The 21348-nt window shown below is 30.9% G+C and carries 21 protein-coding genes and 1 tRNA gene; 9 read left to right on the top strand and 13 right to left on the bottom strand.

Features of this window, described 5'->3' with window-relative positions; all coding sequences use genetic code 11:
- From ELQ06_RS08060 to ELQ06_RS08095, 8 genes are all read right to left on the bottom strand, one after another.
- Positions 1-1284, bottom strand: a 1284-nt coding sequence (locus tag ELQ06_RS08060) for a carbon starvation CstA family protein (protein ID WP_279586437.1), incomplete at its 3' end; no start/stop codon positions are given.
- Between the two features lie 166 nt (positions 1285-1450).
- Complete coding sequence (locus ELQ06_RS08065; RefSeq protein ID WP_052797703.1) at positions 1451-2380, bottom strand: ribose-phosphate pyrophosphokinase; 930 nt, start codon at positions 2378-2380, stop codon at positions 1451-1453.
- Positions 2381-2487: 107 nt separating this feature from the next.
- Positions 2488-3147: an amino acid ABC transporter permease gene (locus ELQ06_RS08070; RefSeq protein WP_022552293.1), complete on the bottom strand. Its 660-nt coding sequence runs from the start codon at positions 3145-3147 to the stop codon at positions 2488-2490.
- A gap of 10 nt (positions 3148-3157) precedes the next feature.
- Positions 3158-3910 carry an amino acid ABC transporter permease gene (locus ELQ06_RS08075; protein ID WP_002853332.1) on the bottom strand — a complete coding sequence of 251 codons (753 nt, stop codon included), beginning with the start codon at positions 3908-3910 and terminating at the stop codon, positions 3158-3160.
- Position 3911: 1 nt separating this feature from the next.
- Positions 3912-4691: a bifunctional adhesin/ABC transporter aspartate/glutamate-binding protein PEB1a gene (gene peb1A / locus ELQ06_RS08080; protein WP_052797702.1), complete on the bottom strand. Its 780-nt coding sequence runs from the start codon at positions 4689-4691 to the stop codon at positions 3912-3914.
- Positions 4692-4712: 21 nt separating this feature from the next.
- The gene (locus ELQ06_RS08085) at positions 4713-5441 is read right to left on the bottom strand and encodes an amino acid ABC transporter ATP-binding protein (RefSeq protein ID WP_002865902.1); all 729 of its coding nucleotides are present in this window, start codon (positions 5439-5441) and stop codon (positions 4713-4715) included.
- Positions 5442-5576: 135 nt separating this feature from the next.
- Positions 5577-6365, bottom strand: a complete 789-nt coding sequence (locus ELQ06_RS08090; protein ID WP_002865901.1) for a CheR family methyltransferase — start codon at positions 6363-6365, stop codon at positions 5577-5579.
- Between the two features lie 15 nt (positions 6366-6380).
- Positions 6381-6935, bottom strand: a complete 555-nt coding sequence (locus ELQ06_RS08095) for a chemotaxis protein CheB (RefSeq protein ID WP_002855874.1) — start codon at positions 6933-6935, stop codon at positions 6381-6383.
- A gap of 164 nt (positions 6936-7099) precedes the next feature.
- On the opposite strand from ELQ06_RS08095, the gene rpiB reads away from it, so the two are divergent.
- Genes rpiB through ychF form a run of 6 tightly spaced genes read left to right on the top strand, consistent with a single transcriptional unit; the run spans position 7100 to position 11577 of the window.
- Positions 7100-7537: a ribose 5-phosphate isomerase B gene (gene rpiB / locus ELQ06_RS08100; protein WP_002856024.1), complete on the top strand. Its 438-nt coding sequence runs from the start codon at positions 7100-7102 to the stop codon at positions 7535-7537.
- Positions 7537-7869 carry a membrane protein gene (locus ELQ06_RS08105; protein WP_002853247.1) on the top strand — a complete coding sequence of 111 codons (333 nt, stop codon included), beginning with the start codon at positions 7537-7539 and terminating at the stop codon, positions 7867-7869. Before rpiB ends, ELQ06_RS08105 begins: the two co-directional genes overlap by 1 nt.
- A complete protein-coding gene (gene apt, locus ELQ06_RS08110; RefSeq protein WP_052793833.1) occupies positions 7866-8414 on the top strand; it encodes an adenine phosphoribosyltransferase in 549 nt (182 codons plus the stop codon). The genes ELQ06_RS08105 and apt overlap by 4 nt, the downstream gene beginning before the upstream one ends.
- A gap of 18 nt (positions 8415-8432) precedes the next feature.
- Positions 8433-9029, top strand: a complete 597-nt coding sequence (locus tag ELQ06_RS08115; RefSeq protein ID WP_002854047.1) for a DedA family protein — start codon at positions 8433-8435, stop codon at positions 9027-9029.
- Positions 9026-10477 (top strand): leucyl aminopeptidase, encoded by a 1452-nt coding sequence (locus tag ELQ06_RS08120; protein ID WP_002908217.1) that lies wholly within the window; start codon positions 9026-9028, stop codon positions 10475-10477. The genes ELQ06_RS08115 and ELQ06_RS08120 overlap by 4 nt, the downstream gene beginning before the upstream one ends.
- Positions 10474-11577 (top strand): redox-regulated ATPase YchF, encoded by a 1104-nt coding sequence (gene ychF, locus ELQ06_RS08125; protein WP_052797701.1) that lies wholly within the window; start codon positions 10474-10476, stop codon positions 11575-11577. Before ELQ06_RS08120 ends, ychF begins: the two co-directional genes overlap by 4 nt.
- 21 nt (positions 11578-11598) lie before the next feature.
- Here ychF and argH read toward each other — a convergent pair whose 3' ends face one another.
- The 5 genes from argH to ELQ06_RS08150 are packed head-to-tail and all read right to left on the bottom strand — an operon-like array spanning position 11599 to position 19096.
- Positions 11599-12981, bottom strand: a complete 1383-nt coding sequence (gene argH, locus ELQ06_RS08130) for an argininosuccinate lyase (protein ID WP_052797700.1) — start codon at positions 12979-12981, stop codon at positions 11599-11601.
- Between the two features lie 9 nt (positions 12982-12990).
- A complete protein-coding gene (gene pckA, locus ELQ06_RS08135) occupies positions 12991-14565 on the bottom strand; it encodes a phosphoenolpyruvate carboxykinase (ATP) (RefSeq protein ID WP_052781803.1) in 1575 nt (524 codons plus the stop codon).
- 12 nt (positions 14566-14577) lie between these two features.
- Complete coding sequence (locus ELQ06_RS08140; protein WP_052797699.1) at positions 14578-16377, bottom strand: biotin/lipoyl-containing protein; 1800 nt, start codon at positions 16375-16377, stop codon at positions 14578-14580.
- Between the two features lie 31 nt (positions 16378-16408).
- The gene (locus ELQ06_RS08145; protein ID WP_052793098.1) at positions 16409-17749 is read right to left on the bottom strand and encodes a sodium-dependent transporter; all 1341 of its coding nucleotides are present in this window, start codon (positions 17747-17749) and stop codon (positions 16409-16411) included.
- Between the two features lie 12 nt (positions 17750-17761).
- A complete protein-coding gene (locus tag ELQ06_RS08150) occupies positions 17762-19096 on the bottom strand; it encodes a sodium-dependent transporter (RefSeq protein ID WP_002858451.1) in 1335 nt (444 codons plus the stop codon).
- A 233-nt stretch (positions 19097-19329) separates the two neighbouring features.
- Here ELQ06_RS08150 and ELQ06_RS08155 point away from each other — a divergent pair, with 233 nt between their 5' ends.
- The 3 genes from ELQ06_RS08155 to ELQ06_RS08170 all read left to right on the top strand — a co-directional run bounded on the left by ELQ06_RS08155 (position 19330) and on the right by ELQ06_RS08170 (position 21141).
- Positions 19330-19668 carry a F0F1 ATP synthase subunit C gene (locus ELQ06_RS08155; RefSeq protein ID WP_002853683.1) on the top strand — a complete coding sequence of 113 codons (339 nt, stop codon included), beginning with the start codon at positions 19330-19332 and terminating at the stop codon, positions 19666-19668.
- Between the two features lie 34 nt (positions 19669-19702).
- Positions 19703-19788 (top strand) — tRNA-Leu (locus ELQ06_RS08160).
- Between the two features lie 1125 nt (positions 19789-20913).
- Positions 20914-21141, top strand: a complete 228-nt coding sequence (locus ELQ06_RS08170; protein ID WP_052797698.1) for a hypothetical protein — start codon at positions 20914-20916, stop codon at positions 21139-21141.
- The last annotated feature ends 207 nt before the right edge of the window (positions 21142-21348 follow it).

A 21348-nucleotide genomic window follows, 5' to 3' on the forward strand; every position in this document is an offset into this window, starting at 1 on the left:
GGTTAAAGTAGTAATTTCTTCAGGAGTAATACTAAATCCCCAACTTGAAATAGTTTGTGCTACATTTACAACATCTGTTCCTATCAAAGCAGAGCTTGAATTTATAGCAAAATAAAGACCTGGATGTAAAATACAAGCACAAATTAAAGCCATAATCGCCACAGCACTTTCAGCAAGCATAGAGCCATATCCAACAGTCAAAGCATGAGTTTCGTTTTCAAGCATTTTAGGAGTAGTTCCACTAGAAATCAAAGCATGAAAACCACTGATCGCACCACAAGCAATGGTAATAAATAAAAATGGAAACACTCCACCTGCAAATACTGGACCTGTTCCATCAAAATACTGAGTATTTGCTTTTGGCATTTGCAAATCAGGAGCAACCAAAACAATAGCTATAGCCATTACCACAATAACACCGATTTTCAAAAAAGTTGAAAGATAATCTCTTGGAGCAAGTAAAAACCACACAGGTAAAACAGAAGCAATGAAACCATAAACCATCATAACAATTGCCAAAGTTGGAGCTTCTAAAGTAAATATTTTAGCCAAATAAGGATCAGCAGCTATAACGCTACCATAATGAATAGCCAAAATTAAAAGCACAAAACCTATTATAGAAGCCTCCCCTACTCTACCTGGACGGATAAAACGCATATAAATGCCCATAAATATTGCTATAGGAATAGTCATTGCGATAGTAAATAAACCCCATGGAGATTCTGCTAAAGCTTTTACAACCACCATAGCTAAAATGGCAATAATAATAAGCATAATGCCAAAAATCGCCACCATAGCAACTCCACCTGTAAATTTACCCATCTCATCCTTAATCATCTCGCCAAGACTTCTACCTTTTCTACGAGTAGATATAAAAAGAACAACAAAATCATGCACAGCACCCGCTAAAACTCCTCCTACTAAAATCCAAAGCATAGAAGGCAAATATCCCATTTGAGCGGCCAAGATAGGTCCTACTAATGGACCTGCTCCTGCAATAGCAGCAAAATGATGTCCAAATAATACAGCTTTATTTGTAGGCACAAAATCACGCCCATCATTTTCTACAAGTGCTGGTGTTGCACGATTTTTATCAAGTTCTAAAACCTTATAAGCTACAAAACGCCCATAAAATCTATATCCTATCATATAAATACATACAGCAGCAACCACCAAATAAATCGCTGATACACTTTCGCCATTTTGTAAAGCTAAATAACCAAAACAAATAGCGCCTAAAGTTGCAACAAACAACCATAAAATTTTAGTACTTAACTGAGTCATATTTCTCCTAAGAAAATAAAATATTTTCAAAGAATAGCAGATTTATAGATTAAATTGTATAGAAAGATGTTTAGTTTTTTCACATTTTTAAAAAAATATATGTTTTTTGTTTCTTTAAGTAGCATAAAAATGAAAAGCTTAAAAATAATCTTTAAGCTTTTTTAATCTAAATAAAGAGAGAATTTACACTTTCGTTATGATAAACACGACGTATTACTTCAGCAAAAACAGGTGTAACGCTTAATACTTTAATATTTGGTAATTGCTCTTTTAAAGGTATAGTATCTGTTACCACAAGCTCATCTAAAACTCCGCTTGCTATTCTCTCATAGGCTTTTCCACTTAAAACTGCATGAGTACAGCAAGCCATAACAGATTTTGCACCTTTTTCTTTTAAAGCTTCCGCGGCTTTAACTATAGTGCCAGCAGTATCAATAATATCATCCACTAAGATAACTTCTTTATCTTTTACATCTCCAATAATATTCATTACTTCACTTTCATTGGCTTTTTCACGACGCTTATCAACTATAACTATATCAAGTCCTAAATGCTTTGCAACACTCCTAGCTCTTGCAACACCCCCTATATCTGGACTTCCTATAATAGCATTTTTAAAATGTTTGGCTTTAATATAATCATTAAAAACTATACTTCCATAAAGATTATCTACTGGAATATCAAAAAAACCCTGAATTTGTCCTGCATGCAAATCTATCGTAGCTACGCGATCAATCCCAGCTGCTTGAATCAAATTAGCCACAAGTTTAGCAGTAATTGGCACTCTAGGATTTGCTTTTCTATCTTGTCTCGCATAGCCAAAATATGGGATAATAGCCGTAATTGAATTTGCACTTGAGCGACGCAAAGCATCTGTAAGAATTAAAAGTTCCATTAAATTATCGTTTGTAGGAGCGCAAGTACTTTGAATAATAAAAACATCCTTTCCGCGTACACTCTCATCAATTTGAACACTAATCTCTCCATCACTAAAACGTTTTACTCCAGAATCGCTTAAAGGCAGGGAAAGATACTTAGAAACTTGTCTTGCAAATTCCACATTAGCTGAGCCTGAAAAAATTTTATAACCTCGCATAAAAAACCTTAATCAATAAAATTATGAATTTATACAAAAGATTTTAATAAAAAAAATGTTAAAAACTGCTGTAAATTTAAAAAGCTTATATAAAAATATAAGCTTTTTTAAGAAATATAAGCTGTCTTTTTAGCATAATATCTTACCAACATAGAAAGTGAAAAACATATTATAAAATAAATTCCCGCAACAATACCTATCATCGCTAAAATTTCTTCAAAACTTGTTAGTTTAGCCAATATAGTTTTAGAATTATAAGTAAGTTCAGCTATACCTAGACCTGCTAAATAAGCTGTATCCTTTACAGTGGTTACAATTTGAGATAATAATGCAGGTATTATTTTTCTAAAAGTTTGTGGTAAAATAATATAAAAAAGAGTAAAAAATTTACCAAAACCTTGAGAATAAGCTGCTTCAAACTGACCTTTTGGTATAGAATTTAATCCGCCTCTAATAATTTCAGCCATAACCGAACTCGTGTAAAGTGAAAATCCTATAGTACCCCAAAAAGCTTGAGGAAATTGTCCAAAAAATACAGGCAAAACAAAACAAGCTGCGAGCATCCATAGTAATAAAGGAGTATTTCTAAAAATATCTATATAGCAAGCTGCTAAAAATTTACTTAATCTATCTCCATAATTTTTAGTTATGGCTAAAAAAGTTCCAAAAACAATCGAAATAATACAAGTTGCCAAGGCTATTTTTAATGTCAGAAATAAACCTTGCATTAAAAATTCAATATTTTGTGCATTAAAAACATTTTCCATTAACAACCCTTTATCTCGTTAAATGTGCTTTTTTTAATTTATTTTCATAAGCCTTTGCAAAATAAGCCAAAGGATAGCAAATTATAAAATATAAAACCGCTGCAAATATATAAGCTGGCGCATAATTTCCATAATCAGCTGCATAACTATCAGCAGAATGCATTAACTCAGCTCCACCTACAATAAGCAATACAGAGGTATTTTTGATTAAATTTACCATTTGATTTGTCATCGGTGGTAAAATAATTCTAATAGTTTGAGGTACTATAATATAACGCATTTGTTGAATATAAGTAAACCCTTGAGAAGCAGAAGCTTCAAACTGACCTCTTGGCACAGCCAAAATTCCACTTCTAACCACCTCGCTTACATAAGCTCCGTGATAAGCCCCAACACCCAATACACCAATAGTAAATATATCAAGCCTTATACCTAAAACAGGCAAGGCATAAAATAAAAAGAAAATTTGTATTACCAAAGGAACATTTTGAAAAAGCTCTACGTAAATTCTAGTGTAGGCTCTGATAATTTTAAATCTACTTGTAGCCATAACTCCACCTATAGTTCCAAAAATTGTAGCTATAAGCAAAGCAAGAATGCTTACTTCTAAAGTATAAATAAAGCCATTAATAAAAGCATCTTTATTATCCAAAGCATCTAAAAATTTCCATACCGCAAAAGGGCTTATACTATTTTCATCATATAAACCCCAAGAAGTAAGAATTTGTCTTAAATGTTCAACAAAACCTACACTTTCATTCATATTATAAACCCCATTTTTTTGCTAAAGCATTAATTTCATTTTTATGTTCTTTTACAAAATCATCAACATATTGTGCAAAAGCTGGATCATCTTTTTTGGTTACAATACCATAACTTTGTGGTTCAAAACTATCTGGCAAAATTTCACTTTTATCATCCACATAACCTAACAATATTGATTTGTCTACAGAAAACGCATCAACTCTTTTGGCATCTAAAGCAGCTTTTATACTTGGATAATCAGGAAATTCACTAAATTTAACATCAATACCAATTTTTTTAGCAGCTTCACCTATAGCTTTTTTTGTAGTTGCAGCTTGAGCTACTCCAATATTTGCACCTTTCATATCAGCTAAAGATTTATAATTTTTTTCTTTTAAAACTAAAAGCCCTATAGCATCTTGATAATAAGGCTCTGAGAAATTATAAATTCTTTTTCTCTCTGGAGTAATAGTAAAAGTTGCTATCACTGCATCTACACTACCATTATCAAGCAAAGGGCCTCTTGTTTTAGCATTAACTGCAACTAGTTTTATTTTTTTATCATCACCTAATATACTTTTAGCTAGTAATTTAGCAACATCTACTTCGAAACCTTTAATTTCACCTGTTGCTTGATCAAGTAAAGCATAATGCGGAACATCATTTTTAACACCAACTATTAATTGTCCTTTAGATTTAATAGACTCAAGTTTACCTTCTGCTGCATTAGCATTGCTAAATGCAACACAAGCACCTAGAGCAAAAACTGCCAACTTTAATAAAGATTTTCTAAAAACCATTTTTTCTCCTTTCAATTTTGGTTAATTTTTAAGAATTTTCCCTAAAAAGAGTCGCGCTCTTTCAGTTTTTGGATTTGAGAAAAATTCACTAGGAATATTTTCTTCCACAATAGCACCATCTTCCATAAAAATAATCCTATCTGCCACTTCTTTTGCAAAACCCATTTCGTGTGTAACAACCACCATGGTAGTATTGCTTTGATGTGAAATTTCTTTCATTACATCTAAAACCTCTTGTATGGTTTCTGGATCAAGGGCTGAAGTAGGTTCATCAAATAAAATATAGGGTTTTTTAGTACAAAGTGATCTTGCTATAGCAACGCGTTGTTGTTGTCCGCCTGAAAGGGTTGCTGGATAAACATTTGCTTTATCCACTAAACCTACGACTTTTAAATACTTAAAAGCTGTTTCTTCAGCTTCTTTTTTAGATTTTTTTTGAAGTTTCATTGGAGCTAAGGTCAAATTTTGCAAAACCGTCATATGTGGATATAAATTAAAATGCTGAAAAACCATTGCACAATATTTTCGACAAATTTCAATTTTATTTTTATGATTTAAAACAAGATTGTTAACTACGACCTCGCCTGAACTAACTTCTTCAAGCCCATTCATGCAACGGATAGTTGTACTTTTTCCACTTCCACTTGGACCTATAATAACAAGCTTCTCACCTTCTTTAACAGAAAGATTAATATTCTTTAGAACATGATGAGTTCCGTAGTATTTGTTTACATTTTTTAATTCAATCAAGTTTTTTCCTTTATTTTTAACTAAATATAAAATTAATTAAAATTATTTTATCATTAAATAAAGAAAACTACTTCAAAATGTAACTTATTTTTACTAATAAATTTCTAAAGTGTAACTTTTAGTAATTTTTAGAATTTATACTTTTTCATAGTAAACACCTCTTGGAGAGAAAATCTTTTTAAAATAAATAGTCTCCGGAATTAAATCAGCATTGCCAACATAAAGCCTTCCTTTATCATTTAAAATTCTATGAAATCTCTCCATAAGTTTTAGTTTTGATTCATGATCAAAATAAATAATCATATTTCTAGAAGCTATAATATCAAATTTTCCCAATCTTGAAAATTTTTCTTCAAAAACATTGCAAAGTTCAAATTTACAAGTACAAAGCTCATTTTTATTAATAGTATAAAATTTATCTTCGCTTTCTAAAAAAAACCTTCTTTTTTCACTCTCGCTCAATCGCTGTAAAGTTCTTCCTTGATATTTTCCAAGTTTTGCTTTTTCAATCACGCTTGAATTAATATCAATGCCTAAAATATACATATCTTTAATAAAATTCTGTGCAGCCAATAATGCCAAAGAATATACCTCTTCTCCACTTGAACAAGGGGCGCTTAGGATATTTACTCTCTTTTCTAAGCTTTTGGCATAATAAATTATTTCTTTCAATTGAGCCAATTCTCTTAAAAAATAAGTTTCACCTATGGTTACAAAATCTAAAGTTTCTTGTTTAAGTTGTCTATTGCTTTTTAATTTTCCCAAAAATTCGGAAAAATTTTTAGTATTAGTTCCTTCAAGAAATTTATTCAACTTTAAAGCTAGTATATTTTTTTTATCGGTTAAATCAATACCGCTCATTTCGTTGATAATTTTTATAAATTCATTAAGTTCTAATTCGCTAGGAGTTATTTTTTTTTCCATGCAATTTTCCTTTTATTAATCCTGATCAATAAAATTTACAATTTCTTTTTTAATTTCTTTTAAGCTCATAGGTTTTAAATGTGGATTCATATCTTTTGCTCTTTTTGGCATACCATAAACGACGCTATCTGCTTCATTCTCGCATAAACATCTAACTCCTGTTTTATAAAGCTCAAATAAACCTTTTGCGCCATCATCTCCCATGCCCGTTAAAATAATAGCAAGTATTTTATTTGTTTTTGCCAAAGAAACAGCGGAATGAAAAAGTAAATCCACACTCGGTTTAAAGCTTGAAGCCACATCTTGCCAAGCGGCTACAATATTTAAATTTCCAGATAAAATAGTATTTTTAGGGCAAATATAAATTTTATTGCTTAATATCTCTTTATCATTCAATAAGCACACTTCACTAAAAGCTTCTTTATTAAATTGCCCCACAAAAGATGGAATAAAACTGGCACTCATGTGTTGAGCTATAACTACACAAGTATTTTTTATATCAATATCCTTTAAAAGAAATTTAAGCTGATTAGGACCACCTGTTGAAGATCCTATGAGTATGAGCTTCATTTTCTTCTCCCCTTAATTTATTGAAATTTTATTTTTCTTGTCACGTAATTCTAACATATATAAAGAAAAATAAAGCTTATTTTTAAAAAAAGAAAAGCTGTTTTTATGATTTAATATGATAAGATTAGGTTTTTATCTTATTTTATATAGTAATTAGGAAACCAATGCTTAGGGAAAAAATTTATATTGCTAGTGATCATGCTGGTTTTGAATTAAAAGAAAAAATTTGCGTATTTTTAAAAGAAAAAAATATAATTTTTAACGATTTAGGAACAAACACTTGCGCAAGCTGCGATTATCCTGATTATGCACATTTACTTGCCGAAAAAATAGACGAACGAAGCTTTGGCATTCTTATTTGTGGAAGTGGAATTGGAATTTCTATTGCAGCAAATCGTCATAAAAACATTCGTTGTGCATTATGTCATGAAAGCTTAAGTGCAGAACTTGCAAGAAGGCATAATGATGCCAATGTTTTGGCATTAGGCGGAAGATTAATCGGGGTTGAATTAGCTATAGATATTATAGAAAAATTCATTCAAACTCCTTTTGAAGAAGGGAGACATATGCAAAGAATTCAAAAAATTGAGGTAAAAATATAATGTTTACAAACTGGCTTGTTTTAACTATATTGATTTGTGCAACTATCTATCTTATTGTAATGTTGTTTTACTATAAAACTCTACTTAATAAAGAAAAAACATCAAAAGATTTTATCAAAAACAATCTTGATGATACTGAGATTGTCATTAGAAAACTACAAATTCAACTTCAAAGAAGTCTTGGAAATATAGATATACTCACAGAAGAACTTAATAAAATCAAAGCAGACCTTACATCTTTAAGAACCAGAAATTCTCAATATCGCTTGGAAAATGACAAACTAAGACAAAGAATTAAAGAATTAGAAGCAAAAATCGAGGCATTATTATGATAAAACTAACACAAGAAGAAAAAAAATATCTGCTTGATAGCATTAGGATTATTCCTGATTTTCCAAAAAAAGGAATTATTTTTAGAGATATCACCACTCTACTAAATAACAAAGAAGCTTTAAATTTTCTACTTAGACATTTAAAAGAACGCTACAAAGATTACAATCTAGACTTCATAGCAGGAACAGAAAGCAGAGGATTTATCTTTGCATCTATGATTTGTGCAAAACTTAATCTTCCTTTTGTGCCTATTAGAAAACCTGGAAAACTCCCTTTTGAAACCTTTAGCTGCGAATACGATCTTGAATATGGCAGCGATAAAGTAGAACTTCATAAAGATGCATTTAAAAATATTCAAAATGCAAGAGTTTTACTTGTAGATGATTTAATAGCAACTGGCGGAACAGCTATAGCTTCATATGAACTCATTCAAAAAGCTGGAGCAAAATGTGTTGAAGCTTGTTTTTTAATGAATCTTAAAGATTTAAATGGAGCAAATAAACTTGAAAAATTTACTTCAGTTTATAGTGTTTTAGAAATTTAAAACTATAGAAAGGTACAAATGGAAGAATTTTTAAAAAATTTACTTTACCAATACAAAGATCTAGCTTATATTATTATTTTTTTATGGTGCATTTTAGAAGGAGAGTTAGCTTTAATTTTAGCTGGTATTTTTGCCCATCAAGGACATGTAAATTTAGGCTTTGTTATATTTATAGCAGGTCTTGGCGGTTTTGTAGGCGATCAAATTTACTTCTATATAGGAAGATATAATAAACGCTACATACAAAAAAAATTAAAAACTCAAAGGCGTAAATTTGCAGTAGCACACCTACTTTTACAACGTTTTGGTTGGCCTATTATTTTTATACAACGCTATATGTATGGCTTTAGAACCATTATACCTATGAGTATAGGAATCACGCGTTATAGTGCAAAAAAATTTGCTATTATCAATCTTTTTAGTGCTTGGGTTTGGGCATCAATCACTATACTTTTAGCTTGGTATTTTGGAGAACAAATTTGGAAGATGGTGACTTGGGCTGAAGAACATTGGTATTATGCAGCCATTATTATTATAGCTTTTTTATCCCTTTTATTATTTGGTTTTAAACAAATGGAAAAAGCTATACTTAAAGATAAAAGGAAAAAATCATGAAATTTGAATTAAACGATAAAAAACTAGATGCTATAAAAGCAGACTTTGAACTTGTTTTTATACAGGATAAAAATTTAAAAATTTTTAACAAAGAAAAAGATTTTTTTAAACTTAATAATTACAAAGGCGAAGGTGCATTATTAGACTTAAACAATAAAAAGCTTTATTTAGAGCTTAAAAGTCTTGCTTATGAGGATATAAGATTAAGTCTTTGCACAGCATATAAAACTCTTGAGAAACTTAATATTAAAAGCGTAAAACTTCCTAGCATAATAGGAGATTGTGTAGTTAGAAGTTTTGCATCTTTAGTTGAAGGCGTACTTTTTGGAGCTTATAAATTTGACAAATATAAAAGCGAGAAAAAAACAAGTACTTTGGAAAAATTTATTATTTCAAACGAAGAATTAAATGGTAAGAAATTTAATAAAGATGAAGCTAAGATAGGTTTAGAGCGTGGAGAAATTTTAGCCAATGCTACAAATTTTACTAAAAATATAGTCAATGAAATTCCTGAAATTTACACCCCTTTAAAAATGGCAGAAGATGCGCAAAATTTAGCTAAAGAAAATAAAAACATTATTTGTAAAATTTATGATGAAAAATTTTTAGCCAAAGAAAAAATGAATGCCTTTTTAGCGGTAAATCATGCCTCGGTACACCCACCACGCCTCATTCATCTAAGCTATAAAGCCAAAAATGCAAAAAAACGTGTTGTATTTGTTGGAAAAGGCTTAACTTACGATAGCGGTGGATTAAGCTTAAAACCAGCTGATTTTATGCTTACAATGAAAGCTGATAAAAGCGGTGCAGCAGCAGCAATGGGAATCATAAAAGCCGTAGCTGAACTTGCTTTAGATTTAGAAGTGCATTGTATTTTGGGCGCAACTGAAAATATGATAGGCGGCAATGCTTATAAGCCTGATGATGTGTTAATCAGTCGTGAAGGTGTAAGCATAGAGGTAAGAAATACAGATGCAGAAGGACGCTTGGTTTTAGCTGATTGTCTTTCTTTTGCACAGGATTTAAAACCTGATTTACTTATCGATATGGCAACTCTTACTGGAGCTTGTGTTGTAGGACTTGGAGAATTTACAAGCGCTATTATGGGAAATAATGAGGAATTGCAAAATGATTTTTATCTAAGCTCTAAAAAAAGCGGAGAATATACCACAATCTTACATTTCAACCCTCACTTAAAAGAACTTATAAAATCAAATATTGCCGATGTTAGTAATACTGCCTCTAGTCGCTACGGAGGTGCAATTACCGCAGGGTTATTTTTAGATAAATTTATTCGTAAAGAATATAAAGATAAATGGCTACATCTTGATATAGCAGGACCTGCTTATACAGAAAAATCTTGGGGATATTCTAGTTTTGGCGCAGGTGGAGCTGGAGTTAGAATGTGTGTTAATTATTTAATTCAAATTTTAAGGAAAGCTAAATGAGTTTAAGCGTAGGTATAGTAGGACTTCCAAATGTTGGCAAATCAACAACTTTTAATGCTTTAACTAAAGCACAAAATGCCCAAAGTGCAAACTATCCTTTCTGCACCATAGAGCCTAATAAAGCCATGGTTGAAGTTCCTGATTTAAGACTTAATGAACTTGCTAAAATAGTAAAACCTGAAAGAATTATACATTCTTTAATAGAATTTGTAGATATCGCTGGACTTGTTAAAGGCGCAAGTAAAGGCGAAGGCTTGGGAAATAAATTTCTTTCAAATATACGTGAAACTGAGGTTATTTTGCATATAGTACGTTGTTTTGATGAAGAAAATATTACCCATGTTGAAGGTGGAGTTGATCCTTTACGTGATGTAGAAATTATCAATACAGAGCTTATTTTAGCAGATATTGAGCAACTGAGTAAAAAAATAGAAAAACTCACCAAAGAAGCCAAAGCCAATCAAAAGGGTGCTAAAGAAAGTCTCGAACTTGCAAATTCCTTACTTGATCATTTAAACAAAGGCTTAGCTGCAAGTTCTTATCCTGAAAAGGAAAGTGAAATTTATCAAGCCCTAATCAAGGAATTAAGACTGCTTTCTGCTAAAGAGGTGATTTATGGTGCAAATGTTGATGAAAATGGTATTAGTGAAGATAATGATTATGTAAAAGCTTTAAAAGAATATGCTAAAAAAAATGATCATGAAGTTATCAAGCTTTGTGCAAAAATCGAAGAAGAATTAGTAGGATTAAGCGATGAAGAAAGTCATGAATTTTTAAGTTCTCTAGGAGTTAACGAAAGCGGTCTTGATCAAATCATACGCACTGCTTTTGCTAAGCTTGGACTGATCAGTTATTTTACCGCTGGTGTAGTTGAAGTGCGTTCTTGGACAATCAAAAAAGGCTGGAAAGCACCAAAAGCAGCAAGTGTAATTCACAATGACTTTGAAAAAGGCTTCATAAAAGCTGAAGTTATTTCCTATGAAGACTATATTCAATACAAAGGCGAAAATGGCACCAAAGAAGCAGGAAAGCTACGCCTTGAAGGAAAAGACTATATCGTTTTAGATGGCGATGTAATGCATTTTAGATTCAATGTTTAGGCAAAATAGCCTAAACAATATTTATAAATTTTGAATAAAGCCTTCCAAAATTTGAATTTGCTTTTCTACACTTGCAATAGAACTTGAGCCTTCACTTTGCTTAGAATTTAAAGAAAATTCAAAATTTAAAAGTTCCATAGCTTTTTCATCAAATACAGGATCTATTTTTGAAAGATCTTTAATTTCACTTATATCAATACCTTGTACTTCAGCTTGTGCAACAACATTTCCCACTATAAAATGTGCTTTTCTAAAAGGAATATTTTTTTCACGCACCAAATAATCTGCCAAATCGGTAGCCAATAAATGACCTTTTTTACAAGCATTAAGCATATTTTCTTTATTAATTTGTATTTCTTTTAGCATTGCATTTAAGATGATTAAGCTATCTTTAGCGGTTTTTACACTATCAAAAATCCCTTCTTTATCTTCTTGCATATCTTTATTATAGGCTAAAGGTAAAGCTTTCATTATAGTTAAAAGAGAAATCAAATTTCCATAAACACGCCCTGTTTTTCCACGTATAAGCTCACAAACATCGGGATTTTTTTTCTGAGGCATAATAGAACTTCCTGTTGAAAAGCTATCACTTATAGTTATAAAAGAAAACTCCGAACTTGAAAATAAGATCATTTCTTCGCAAAGTCTTGATGTGTGCGTAAAAATAACTGCTATATCATAAAGTAAATCAAGAGCAAAATCCCTATCACTCACTCCATCCATAGCATTTGGCATAATATCTTTAAATCCTAAAATTTCAGCACTCAACTCACGATTGGTTCTATAGCTTGTTCCTGCACATGCACAAGATCCAAGTGGCGAAAAGTCTGCGAGTTCTAGGCTATTTTGCAAACGCTTAATATCTCGCATTAACATAAAAGCATAAGCTAAAATATAAAAAGAAAAACTCACAGGCTGAGCGTGCTGTAAATGTGTAAAACTTGGCATAATAGTTTTTTTATGCACTTTAGCATGTTCGAGCATGGTTTGAATCAATTCTTTTAAAAGCTTTATAAGTTCAATATGAGATTTTTTGACAAAAAGTTTAAAATCAGTAGCCACTTGATCATTTCTACTTCTTGCAGTATGAAGTCTTCCACCAATTTCACTACCTATAATCTCGCTTAAACGCTTTTCTACGGCCATATGAATATCTTCATCTTTAATATCAAAAATAAATTTACCTTGCTCTATTTCACTTCTAACCTGCTCTAAACCTTTTATAATAGCATCTAATTCTTCTTTTTTTAAAATACCACAACTTTCAAGCATTGTAGCGTGTGCTATGGATCCTTGTATATCTTCATTAAACAAAGTTTTATCTACATTCAAACTCGCATTAAATTCCTTTAAAAGCTCGTCGCTTGCATCACTAAAACGTCCTGACCACATTTCATTTTTCATTTAAATGCCTTAAATTTTTGGTCCAAATTTGCTAAATTCAATGCCTTCTTTGACATCTTCATAACGTTTAAAATTTTGTATAAACATATGTGCTAATTTATCTCTTGTTGCAATATAAGCATTTTTATCTAACCAAGTATTTATAGGATTTAAAAGTACACTTTCTACACCTTCTAAAGCTTTTGGAATAGCTAAATCAAACACTTCAAAATTTTCAAATTCGCATTTTGTAATACTTCCATCTAGAATGGCATTAATGCAAGCCCTAGTAGCCTTAATGCTCATTCTTTTACCCACACCGTAGCTTCCGCCACTCCAACCCGTATTAACAAGATAAACATTAACTTCATGTTTTTCAATCTTTTCACCAAGCAATCTCGCATAAACCGTTGGATGTAAAGGCATAAAAGGTTCTCCAAAACAAGCTGAAAAAGTTGCTTGAGGCTCTGTTATACCGCGCTCAGTTCCAGCTACTTTTGCTGTATAGCCACTTAAAAAATAATACATAGCCTGCTCTTTGCTTAGTTTGCTCACCGGGGGTAAAATTCCAAAAGCATCTGCACTTAAAAATATAATATTTTTCGGATGCCCTGCTTTTAGACTAGGCTCATGATTTTCAATATGCTCTATAGGATAAGAAACTCTCGTGTTTTCTGTTTTTGAGGCATCAGCATAATCAACACTCTTATCAGCTCTTAAAACTACATTTTCTAAAAGTGCATTTCTTTTAATAGCTCCATAAATTTCAGGCTCATGTTCAGGATCAAGATTGATTGTTTTTGCATAGCAACCGCCCTCAAAATTAAACACACCTTCATCATCCCAGCCATGCTCATCATCACCTATGAGTCTTCTTTTTGGATCGGTTGAAAGCGTAGTTTTTCCTGTACCGCTAAGTCCAAAGAAAAGTGCCACATCGTCTTTTTCTCCGACATTTGCACTACAATGCATAGAAAGTTTATTTTCTAGTGGCAACCAATAATTCATCATAGAAAAAATACCTTTTTTCATTTCTCCACCATACCAAGTTCCACCAATAACCGCTATATTTTCTTCAACACTAAAGATCACAAAAACCTCTGAATTTAAACCATCTTGTTTGTAATCTTCATTGATGCATTTGCAAGCATTATAAACAATAAAATCTGCTTTAAAATTCTCAAGTTCCTCTTGACTTGGGCGAATAAACATATTTTTAACAAAATGCGCTTGCCATGCAATTTCAGTAACAAATCTTACTGCTTTGCGACTTTGCAAAGAAGCACCGCAAAAAACATCTTGAACATAAATTTTCTTTCCGCTTAATTCTTGCTTTGCTTTAGTTAAAAGTTTATCAAATAATTCTTTTGTAATAGGCTGATTTACCTTTCCCCAAGCTATATATTTACTAGATGGATCTTGTTTTACAAAATATTTATCTTTAGGACTTCTACCTGTAAAAATCCCTGTATCTACACAAAAAGTATCATTATCCGTGCTTAAACCTTCATCATTTGCTTTTTCATGAGCATTTAATTCATCATAACTTAAATTATGAAAAATTTCCTTTATATTATCCAAACCTAACTTATCAAATTTTTTCATTTTTCCCTCACTTTAATTCTTGTAAATAGCTAATACTTCGCCTTCATTAACAGTATCACCTATTTTAATACAAAGCTCTGAAATAATTCCATCTTTTGGGGCATTAACCTCAATCTCCATCTTCATTGCTTCTAAAACCATGATAGCTTGACCTGATTTTACTTCTTCGCCTTCGTTAACATAAATTTTAAAGACATTACCTGAAATACCTGCTAAAATTTCATTTTCAGCATCGACAGAACTTGTTGAATTTGAAGAAATAATATTTTTATTTTCTTCTACTTTTTTTACACTCTTAACATTAACATCTTTATCAAAACCATAACTCACTTCCACATGATATTTATTACCATTTACAGCTACAGTAAATTTGTTTTCATCTACACTCATAGGCTTTGGCATGCTAGCTAATTTGCGTATATTTACCTTTGCCTCTCCTTTTAAAAATGCTACACCTTTTTCTTTACAAGCTGCTGCAATAAATATATTTTCTTCACTCGTTTCTATACCCTCTTTTTCAAGCAAGGTTTTAGTATAAGCTATGCTTTTACTCTCATCTTTATCGGCTATATTAATAGCAAGCTCTGTAGTAGGTTCTAAATTAAGCTGTTTTGAAGCAAGTTCAATAATGTTTGCATCGGGTGCAACTGGAGTTTTTCCAAAATAACCAAGCACCATTTTTCCATAACCTTCTGCGATTTTTTTCCAAGGCCCAAACATAACATTATTAAATGCTTGTTGAAAATAAAATTGAGAAACTGGAGTAACCGAAGTACCAAATCCACCTTTTTCCACAACTTCTCTCATAGCATGAATGACCTGTGGAAATTTATCTAAAATATTATTATCCCTCATCATTTGTGTATTTGCTGTTAAAGCTCCTCCTGGCATAGGAGAAAAAGGAATAAGTGGATTTACCATAGTAGCTTCAGGTGGTAAAAAATACTCTTTTAAACAATCTTTTAAAACTTCTTCGTATCTTAAAATTTTTTCTTCTTCAAGTCCGCCTAAATCATAATCTTTGCCTTTTAAAGCATGCATCATGGTTAAAATATCAGGCTGAGAAGTTCCACCACTTACAGGAGCTGCAGCCAAATCAATACCATCAACCCCTGCTTCAAGCGCTGCAAGATAGCAAGCTATACTCACCCCTGCGGTTTCATGCGTATGAAGTCTAATGTGTGTATCTTGAGGTAAAATTTTTCTAGCCATTTTAATGGTTTCATAAATTTTATTTGGATTAGAAGTTCCACTTGCATCTTTGAAACAAATACTATGAAAAGGAATTTCTGCTGCTAAAATTTCTTTTAAAATTTTTTCATAAAAAGGCACATCATGAGCACCTTTACAATTTGGCGGTAAATCCATTAAAGTGATAGTAATTTCATGCTTTAACCCATGTTTTACTATACATTCACCACTAAATTTTAAATTATTTACATCATTAAGGGCATCAAAATTTCTTATCGTTGTAGTACCGTGTTTTGCAAAAAGTTTTGCATGCAAATCAATAAGCTCACTACTTCCAGTGTCTAAAGTAACGGTATTGACCCCTCTTGCTAAAGTTTGAAGATTAGCATCTTTTCCTACAATAGCCCTAAATCTATCCATCATGGCAAAAGCATCTTCATTAAGATAAAAATACAAGCTTTGAAATCTAGCACCACCGCCAAATTCAAAATGTGTAATGCCTGCTTCTTTTGCTGCTTCTACTGCAGGAAAAAAATCATCCATTAAAATCCTAGCCCCATAAACGGACTGAAAACCATCTCTAAAGCTTGTATCCATTACATCGATGAATTTTTTAGCCATTATTTTTCCTTAAAAAAATATTTTTTCATTATTATACAAAAATTTGATAACACATTACCAAAATTATTGCTATAGGCGATATAAAACGAATAAAAAACAACCAAATTAAGAAAATTTTTCTACTTATAAATTTAGAAAAAATTTTATAAATTTGTTTTTTATTCATAAAAAAACCTACAAATATAGAGCATACTATAGCACCAAGTGGAAGTAAAAAATTTGAAGTTAATTTATCCAATAAAGTAAAAAAATCTTTTCCAAAAAAACTAAACATAGAAAAAAAATTTAAATTTAATGACAAGATACAACAAATTCCAAAAACAAAAACAAATAAACCTATTAAAAATAGAGCTTTAACACGAGAAATTTGATAGTTATTAATCATATAAAAAGTTAAAGGCTCTATCATTGAAACAGCTGAAGTAATACCAGCAAAAAAAAGCGCCAAGAAAAAACAAAATGCAAAAATATAGCCTAAAGCTCCAAGTTGATTAAACAAACTCATCAAGGATACAAAAACAATCCCCGCTCCTTGAGTATGCGGATCGGCTCCAAATTCAAAGATAAAAGTAAAAACAATAAGTCCCATAATAAAAGAAATCAATAAATTAATCAAAACAATATACACTGAACTTTTTATAAAATTTGTTTTTTTATCCAAGGCCGATGAATATGTAACTATACAACCTATTCCCAAGCATAAGGTAAAAAATGCAAGCCCTAAAGCTTCGGCAATAGAGCTGAATTTAAAATGTGAAAAATCGGGATAAAATAAATAAGAAAAAGCATTTGCAAAACCTTGCCTAAATCCCATGCAATAAAACAACATAAAAACAAGCATTAAAAATAAGCTAGGCATTATAACAACGTTTAATTTTTCAATCCCTTTGATTAAACCTTTAGATACTATCAATAAAGTAAGAAAAAAAGATAAAGTGAAGAAAAAAACAGAACTTGTCAAATTTGTAGTAATTAAATTCTGAAAATTACTTGCTGCTTCATCTAAAGTTTTAGGAAGATAATAAAGACTCACTACAGTATATTTTAAAACCCATCCCATGATAACTAGATAAAAAGAGAGGACAAAAATACCACCTAACATAAAAACGCCGCCATATCGCCATCTATTGCCATATTTTATGGCAAGATTTGAATAAGCATTTGCAAGATCACTTTTACTTAAACGTCCCATAGCCACTTCAGCCAAAAAAATACTAAATCCTATAGTTAAAGTAAAAAACAAATATAAAAGCACAAAAACAAAACCACCATTTTCTGCGCTTAAAGTTGGAAATTTCCAAGCATTACCTAAACCAACGGCTCCACCAGCAACAGCCAATACAAAACCGATTTTTGAAAAATATGTTCTCATTATTTTTCAAACTCACTTTAAAAAAGCGGCTATCATAACTATAACAACAGCCAAAGGGGAAATAAATCTCAAAAACACATACCAAAGTTCAAAAAATATACCTCTCATATAAGGTTTAAATAAAATTTTTAAAGCTTCTTTTTTCATCACAAATCCCACAAAAATAGCTGCCAAAATTCCACCTAAAGGCATAATAACCTTGCTTGAAACACTATCAAGCAAATCAAAAAAACTCATTCCAAAAAATCCAAACTGAGTACTTTTTAAAGAAGATAAAATACACAACATTCCTAAAATATAAACAACAATTCCTATTAAAATCAAAGCTTTTTTACGGCTCATACCAAAAGTATTAATAAGGTAAAAAGTGAAAGGCTCTATCATTGAAACAGCTGAAGTAATACCAGCAAAGATTAAAGAAATAAAAAACGCTGCTCCAAAAATACAACCAATCACTCCAATTTTTTCAAATAAAGTAGCTAAGGAAATAAAAACAAGTCCTGGTCCTTGCTGATTAGGATTGTAACCAAATTCAAAGATAAAAGTAAAAACAACCAAACCCATTAATAAACCAACTAAAAGATTGATAAAAATAATATTTAAAGTACTGGTAATAAAATTAGTTTTATCAGGCAGACTAGCAGAATAAGTAATAATCGTTCCAACGCCCAAAGAAAGACTAAAAAAAGCAAGTCCTAAGGCTTCAAGAACATTTGAAGTGTTGATTTTGGAAAAATCAGGTACAAAAAGAAATTTAACCGCCATTATAAAACCATCTTTGCTAATAGCATAAACAAGCATCAAAATAAGTAAAATAAACAATGAAGGCATCATCCAAACATTTAACTTTTCAATCCCATTCTTAACACCTTTAGAAACAATATAAAAAACACATAAAAAAACCAAAGTAAAACAAATAAACTGACTTAAAAAATCCTCACTTATAAAAAATCCAAACTGTGCTTTACTTACTTCTAGATCCATAGGCAAATTTCCAGTGATACTTAAAAACACATATTTAACTATCCAGCCAATCACCAAGGTATAAAAAGAAACTATTAAAATCGCCCCCACCATAGTAAAACCAACATAAGACCAAGCTTTTTTATTTGAAGGTGCTAACTTTTCATAGGCATTAACCGGATCTTTTTCACTAATTTTTCCTATGCTAAGCTCAGCTAAAAATATCACAAAACCTACACCCAAAGTAAGAATTATATAAAGCAAAATAAAAGCAGATCCACCACTTTGACCTACTAGTGTTGGAAATTTCCAAGCATTACCCAAACCCACTGCTGAACCTGCTACCGCTAAAATGAAACCTATTTTTGAAAATTTAGAACTCAATGTTACAACCTTAAACTTAAAAAATTATTTTAAAATATTATTAAAGCAAAAAAACTTTTAAGCTTTATTGAAAACAATCAAATTTAAATCAAAAATGTGAATTTTTGTAAATTTCAATAAAAATAAAGATACTTTTGGTTATAATTCGGATTTATTTTTAAGTCTTAAGTAGGGATACGCAAGCCGAACTGATTTAAAAATTGAAAAATATTTTTTATAGAAAGGTTAAGATAATGAAAAAAGTTCTTTTTTTATTATTAGCATGTGCAGCAGTAGCTTTTGCAGCTGAAACTAATGCTCCAGTAGAGCAAGAAGCTATTAATGTATGGATTAAAGCATTTTCAGTTCTTGCAGCAGGCTTAGGTCTTGGTGTTGCAGCACTTGGTGGTGCTATCGGTATGGGTAATACTGCAGCGGCAACAATTGCAGGAACAGCTAGAAACCCTGGCCTTGGACCAAAATTAATGACAACTATGTTTATCGCTTTAGCGATGATTGAAGCACAAGTGATCTATGCTCTTGTTATCGCGCTAATAGCACTTTATGCAAATCCTTTTATAGTTTTACAATAAAACTTATCAAAGCCCTTTTTGGGCTTTTTTCTATGCGGTTATGGTGGAATTGGTAGACACGCCATCTTGAGGGGGTGGTGCGCTCCGCGTGTGCGAGTTCAAATCTCGCTAACCGCACCATTTATACTAAAAACTAATATAAACTATTATAAATTACTATAAATATCATACTTGTAAAATATCGATAAAATAGGCGTTTGTGACTATATAAAGCCTAAATTAAAGTTTTTCCATTAAAATCCAATTTGAAACTTTTCTCCTAACTTTTCATTTTTTACCCTAAAAAGTTAGGAGAAATTAGCTTAAAGAGTTTATTTTAAATGCTTACACAAAAAGACATAATAAAAAAAGATAAAAACTATTTTTATTAGTTTATCCTAGCGATAAGAAGTTTTTGTATTTGATTATAAAGATCCAAAAATAAGAAATTAACAAGAGACTAAAAGTATTAAGGTGCATTGATTTACGGAAAGGAAATTCTATCACACAAATAATCAATAAGATAATAAAACATTCATTCAAAAATACTATAATTAAAGTGTATTAAGTATGGCTACTCTTTCGGTTATAAGAAGGAGGCATAATGAGCAAGATCATTGAGTTTTTAGTTCTTGTCTTAGAATTAATTAACGAGATAATCAAGCTCGTTGATTATCTCATCCAATAACCGTTGAAAATTTTATAAAAACCACGCTTAGTCTTAGCTTAATACAATTGTAACAAAAAACATTGAACCGAAAGAGGCATGGCTTTCGGTTATGAGAAATTCATAGCAAAAATACTTTTACAAAAAAATAGAAAAGATTGGCAAAAAATTAGAAAGGCAAAAAACAAGATTCGCTATAATAAAAAATCCGCTTTAGAGCTGCAACTCTAGCGGAAAATTACAACAAAGGCTAACTATGAAACGACATAGTAAGCGTTTTGTGAGATTATATCTAAATTTTAGGTTTTTTAAGCTTAAAGTTGAAGTATTTTTCTAACAAAACCGCAGGGGCAGAGAAGTCCCTTGCCTTTGTTAGTACATGAAACTACAAATTCTCATTCATTTTTCCAAGTCAAATAAAAAAGAAATCCGTTTCAAAACACAGCTCAATAATCCCAGTCTTAATACTTTTAATTAAACATACAAAGAGAGTAAGATTAAAAGAATTGCGTTCGGTTTATAAGTGATACTTAATAAAAAGCGTGTATAATATATACTCATATCTATTAATTTATATTCCAATTATTAGAGAGTAAGTAATGACTGCAGAAGATATTAAAAGAATTTTTGAAAATAAATTAAATGAGAAAATAAAAAATCAAAAAGTAATATTTATCAAGAATGAAAATGAAAAACCAAAAAATGGCAGCAGTAAAGAAATCGTAGAATTTCTTGAAAGTTTAAAAGATAATACTGTCATGAAAAAAGTAGTAGAAAATACTAGCAATCAAGCAATATCACTTGCGAGAGAATGCAAGTATCTATAATTATACAACCTTGTGAAATAAAAAAAAGAAATCCGTTAAAACCTCTAAAAGATAGGCATTTTATAGCAAAAATACTTGCAAAATTTATTAAAATATGGTATAATTTTATTAAAAATATGAATAAATTATAATTGAAAGGAATAAAGATGGATAAAGCACACTTAATTATTTATTTAGCAGTATTTGCATCTATCGTTAGTGTTTTAA

Source organism: Campylobacter sp. CH246 (assembly GCF_004378835.1).
Taxonomy (GTDB): Bacteria; Campylobacterota; Campylobacteria; order Campylobacterales; family Campylobacteraceae; genus Campylobacter_D; species Campylobacter_D jejuni.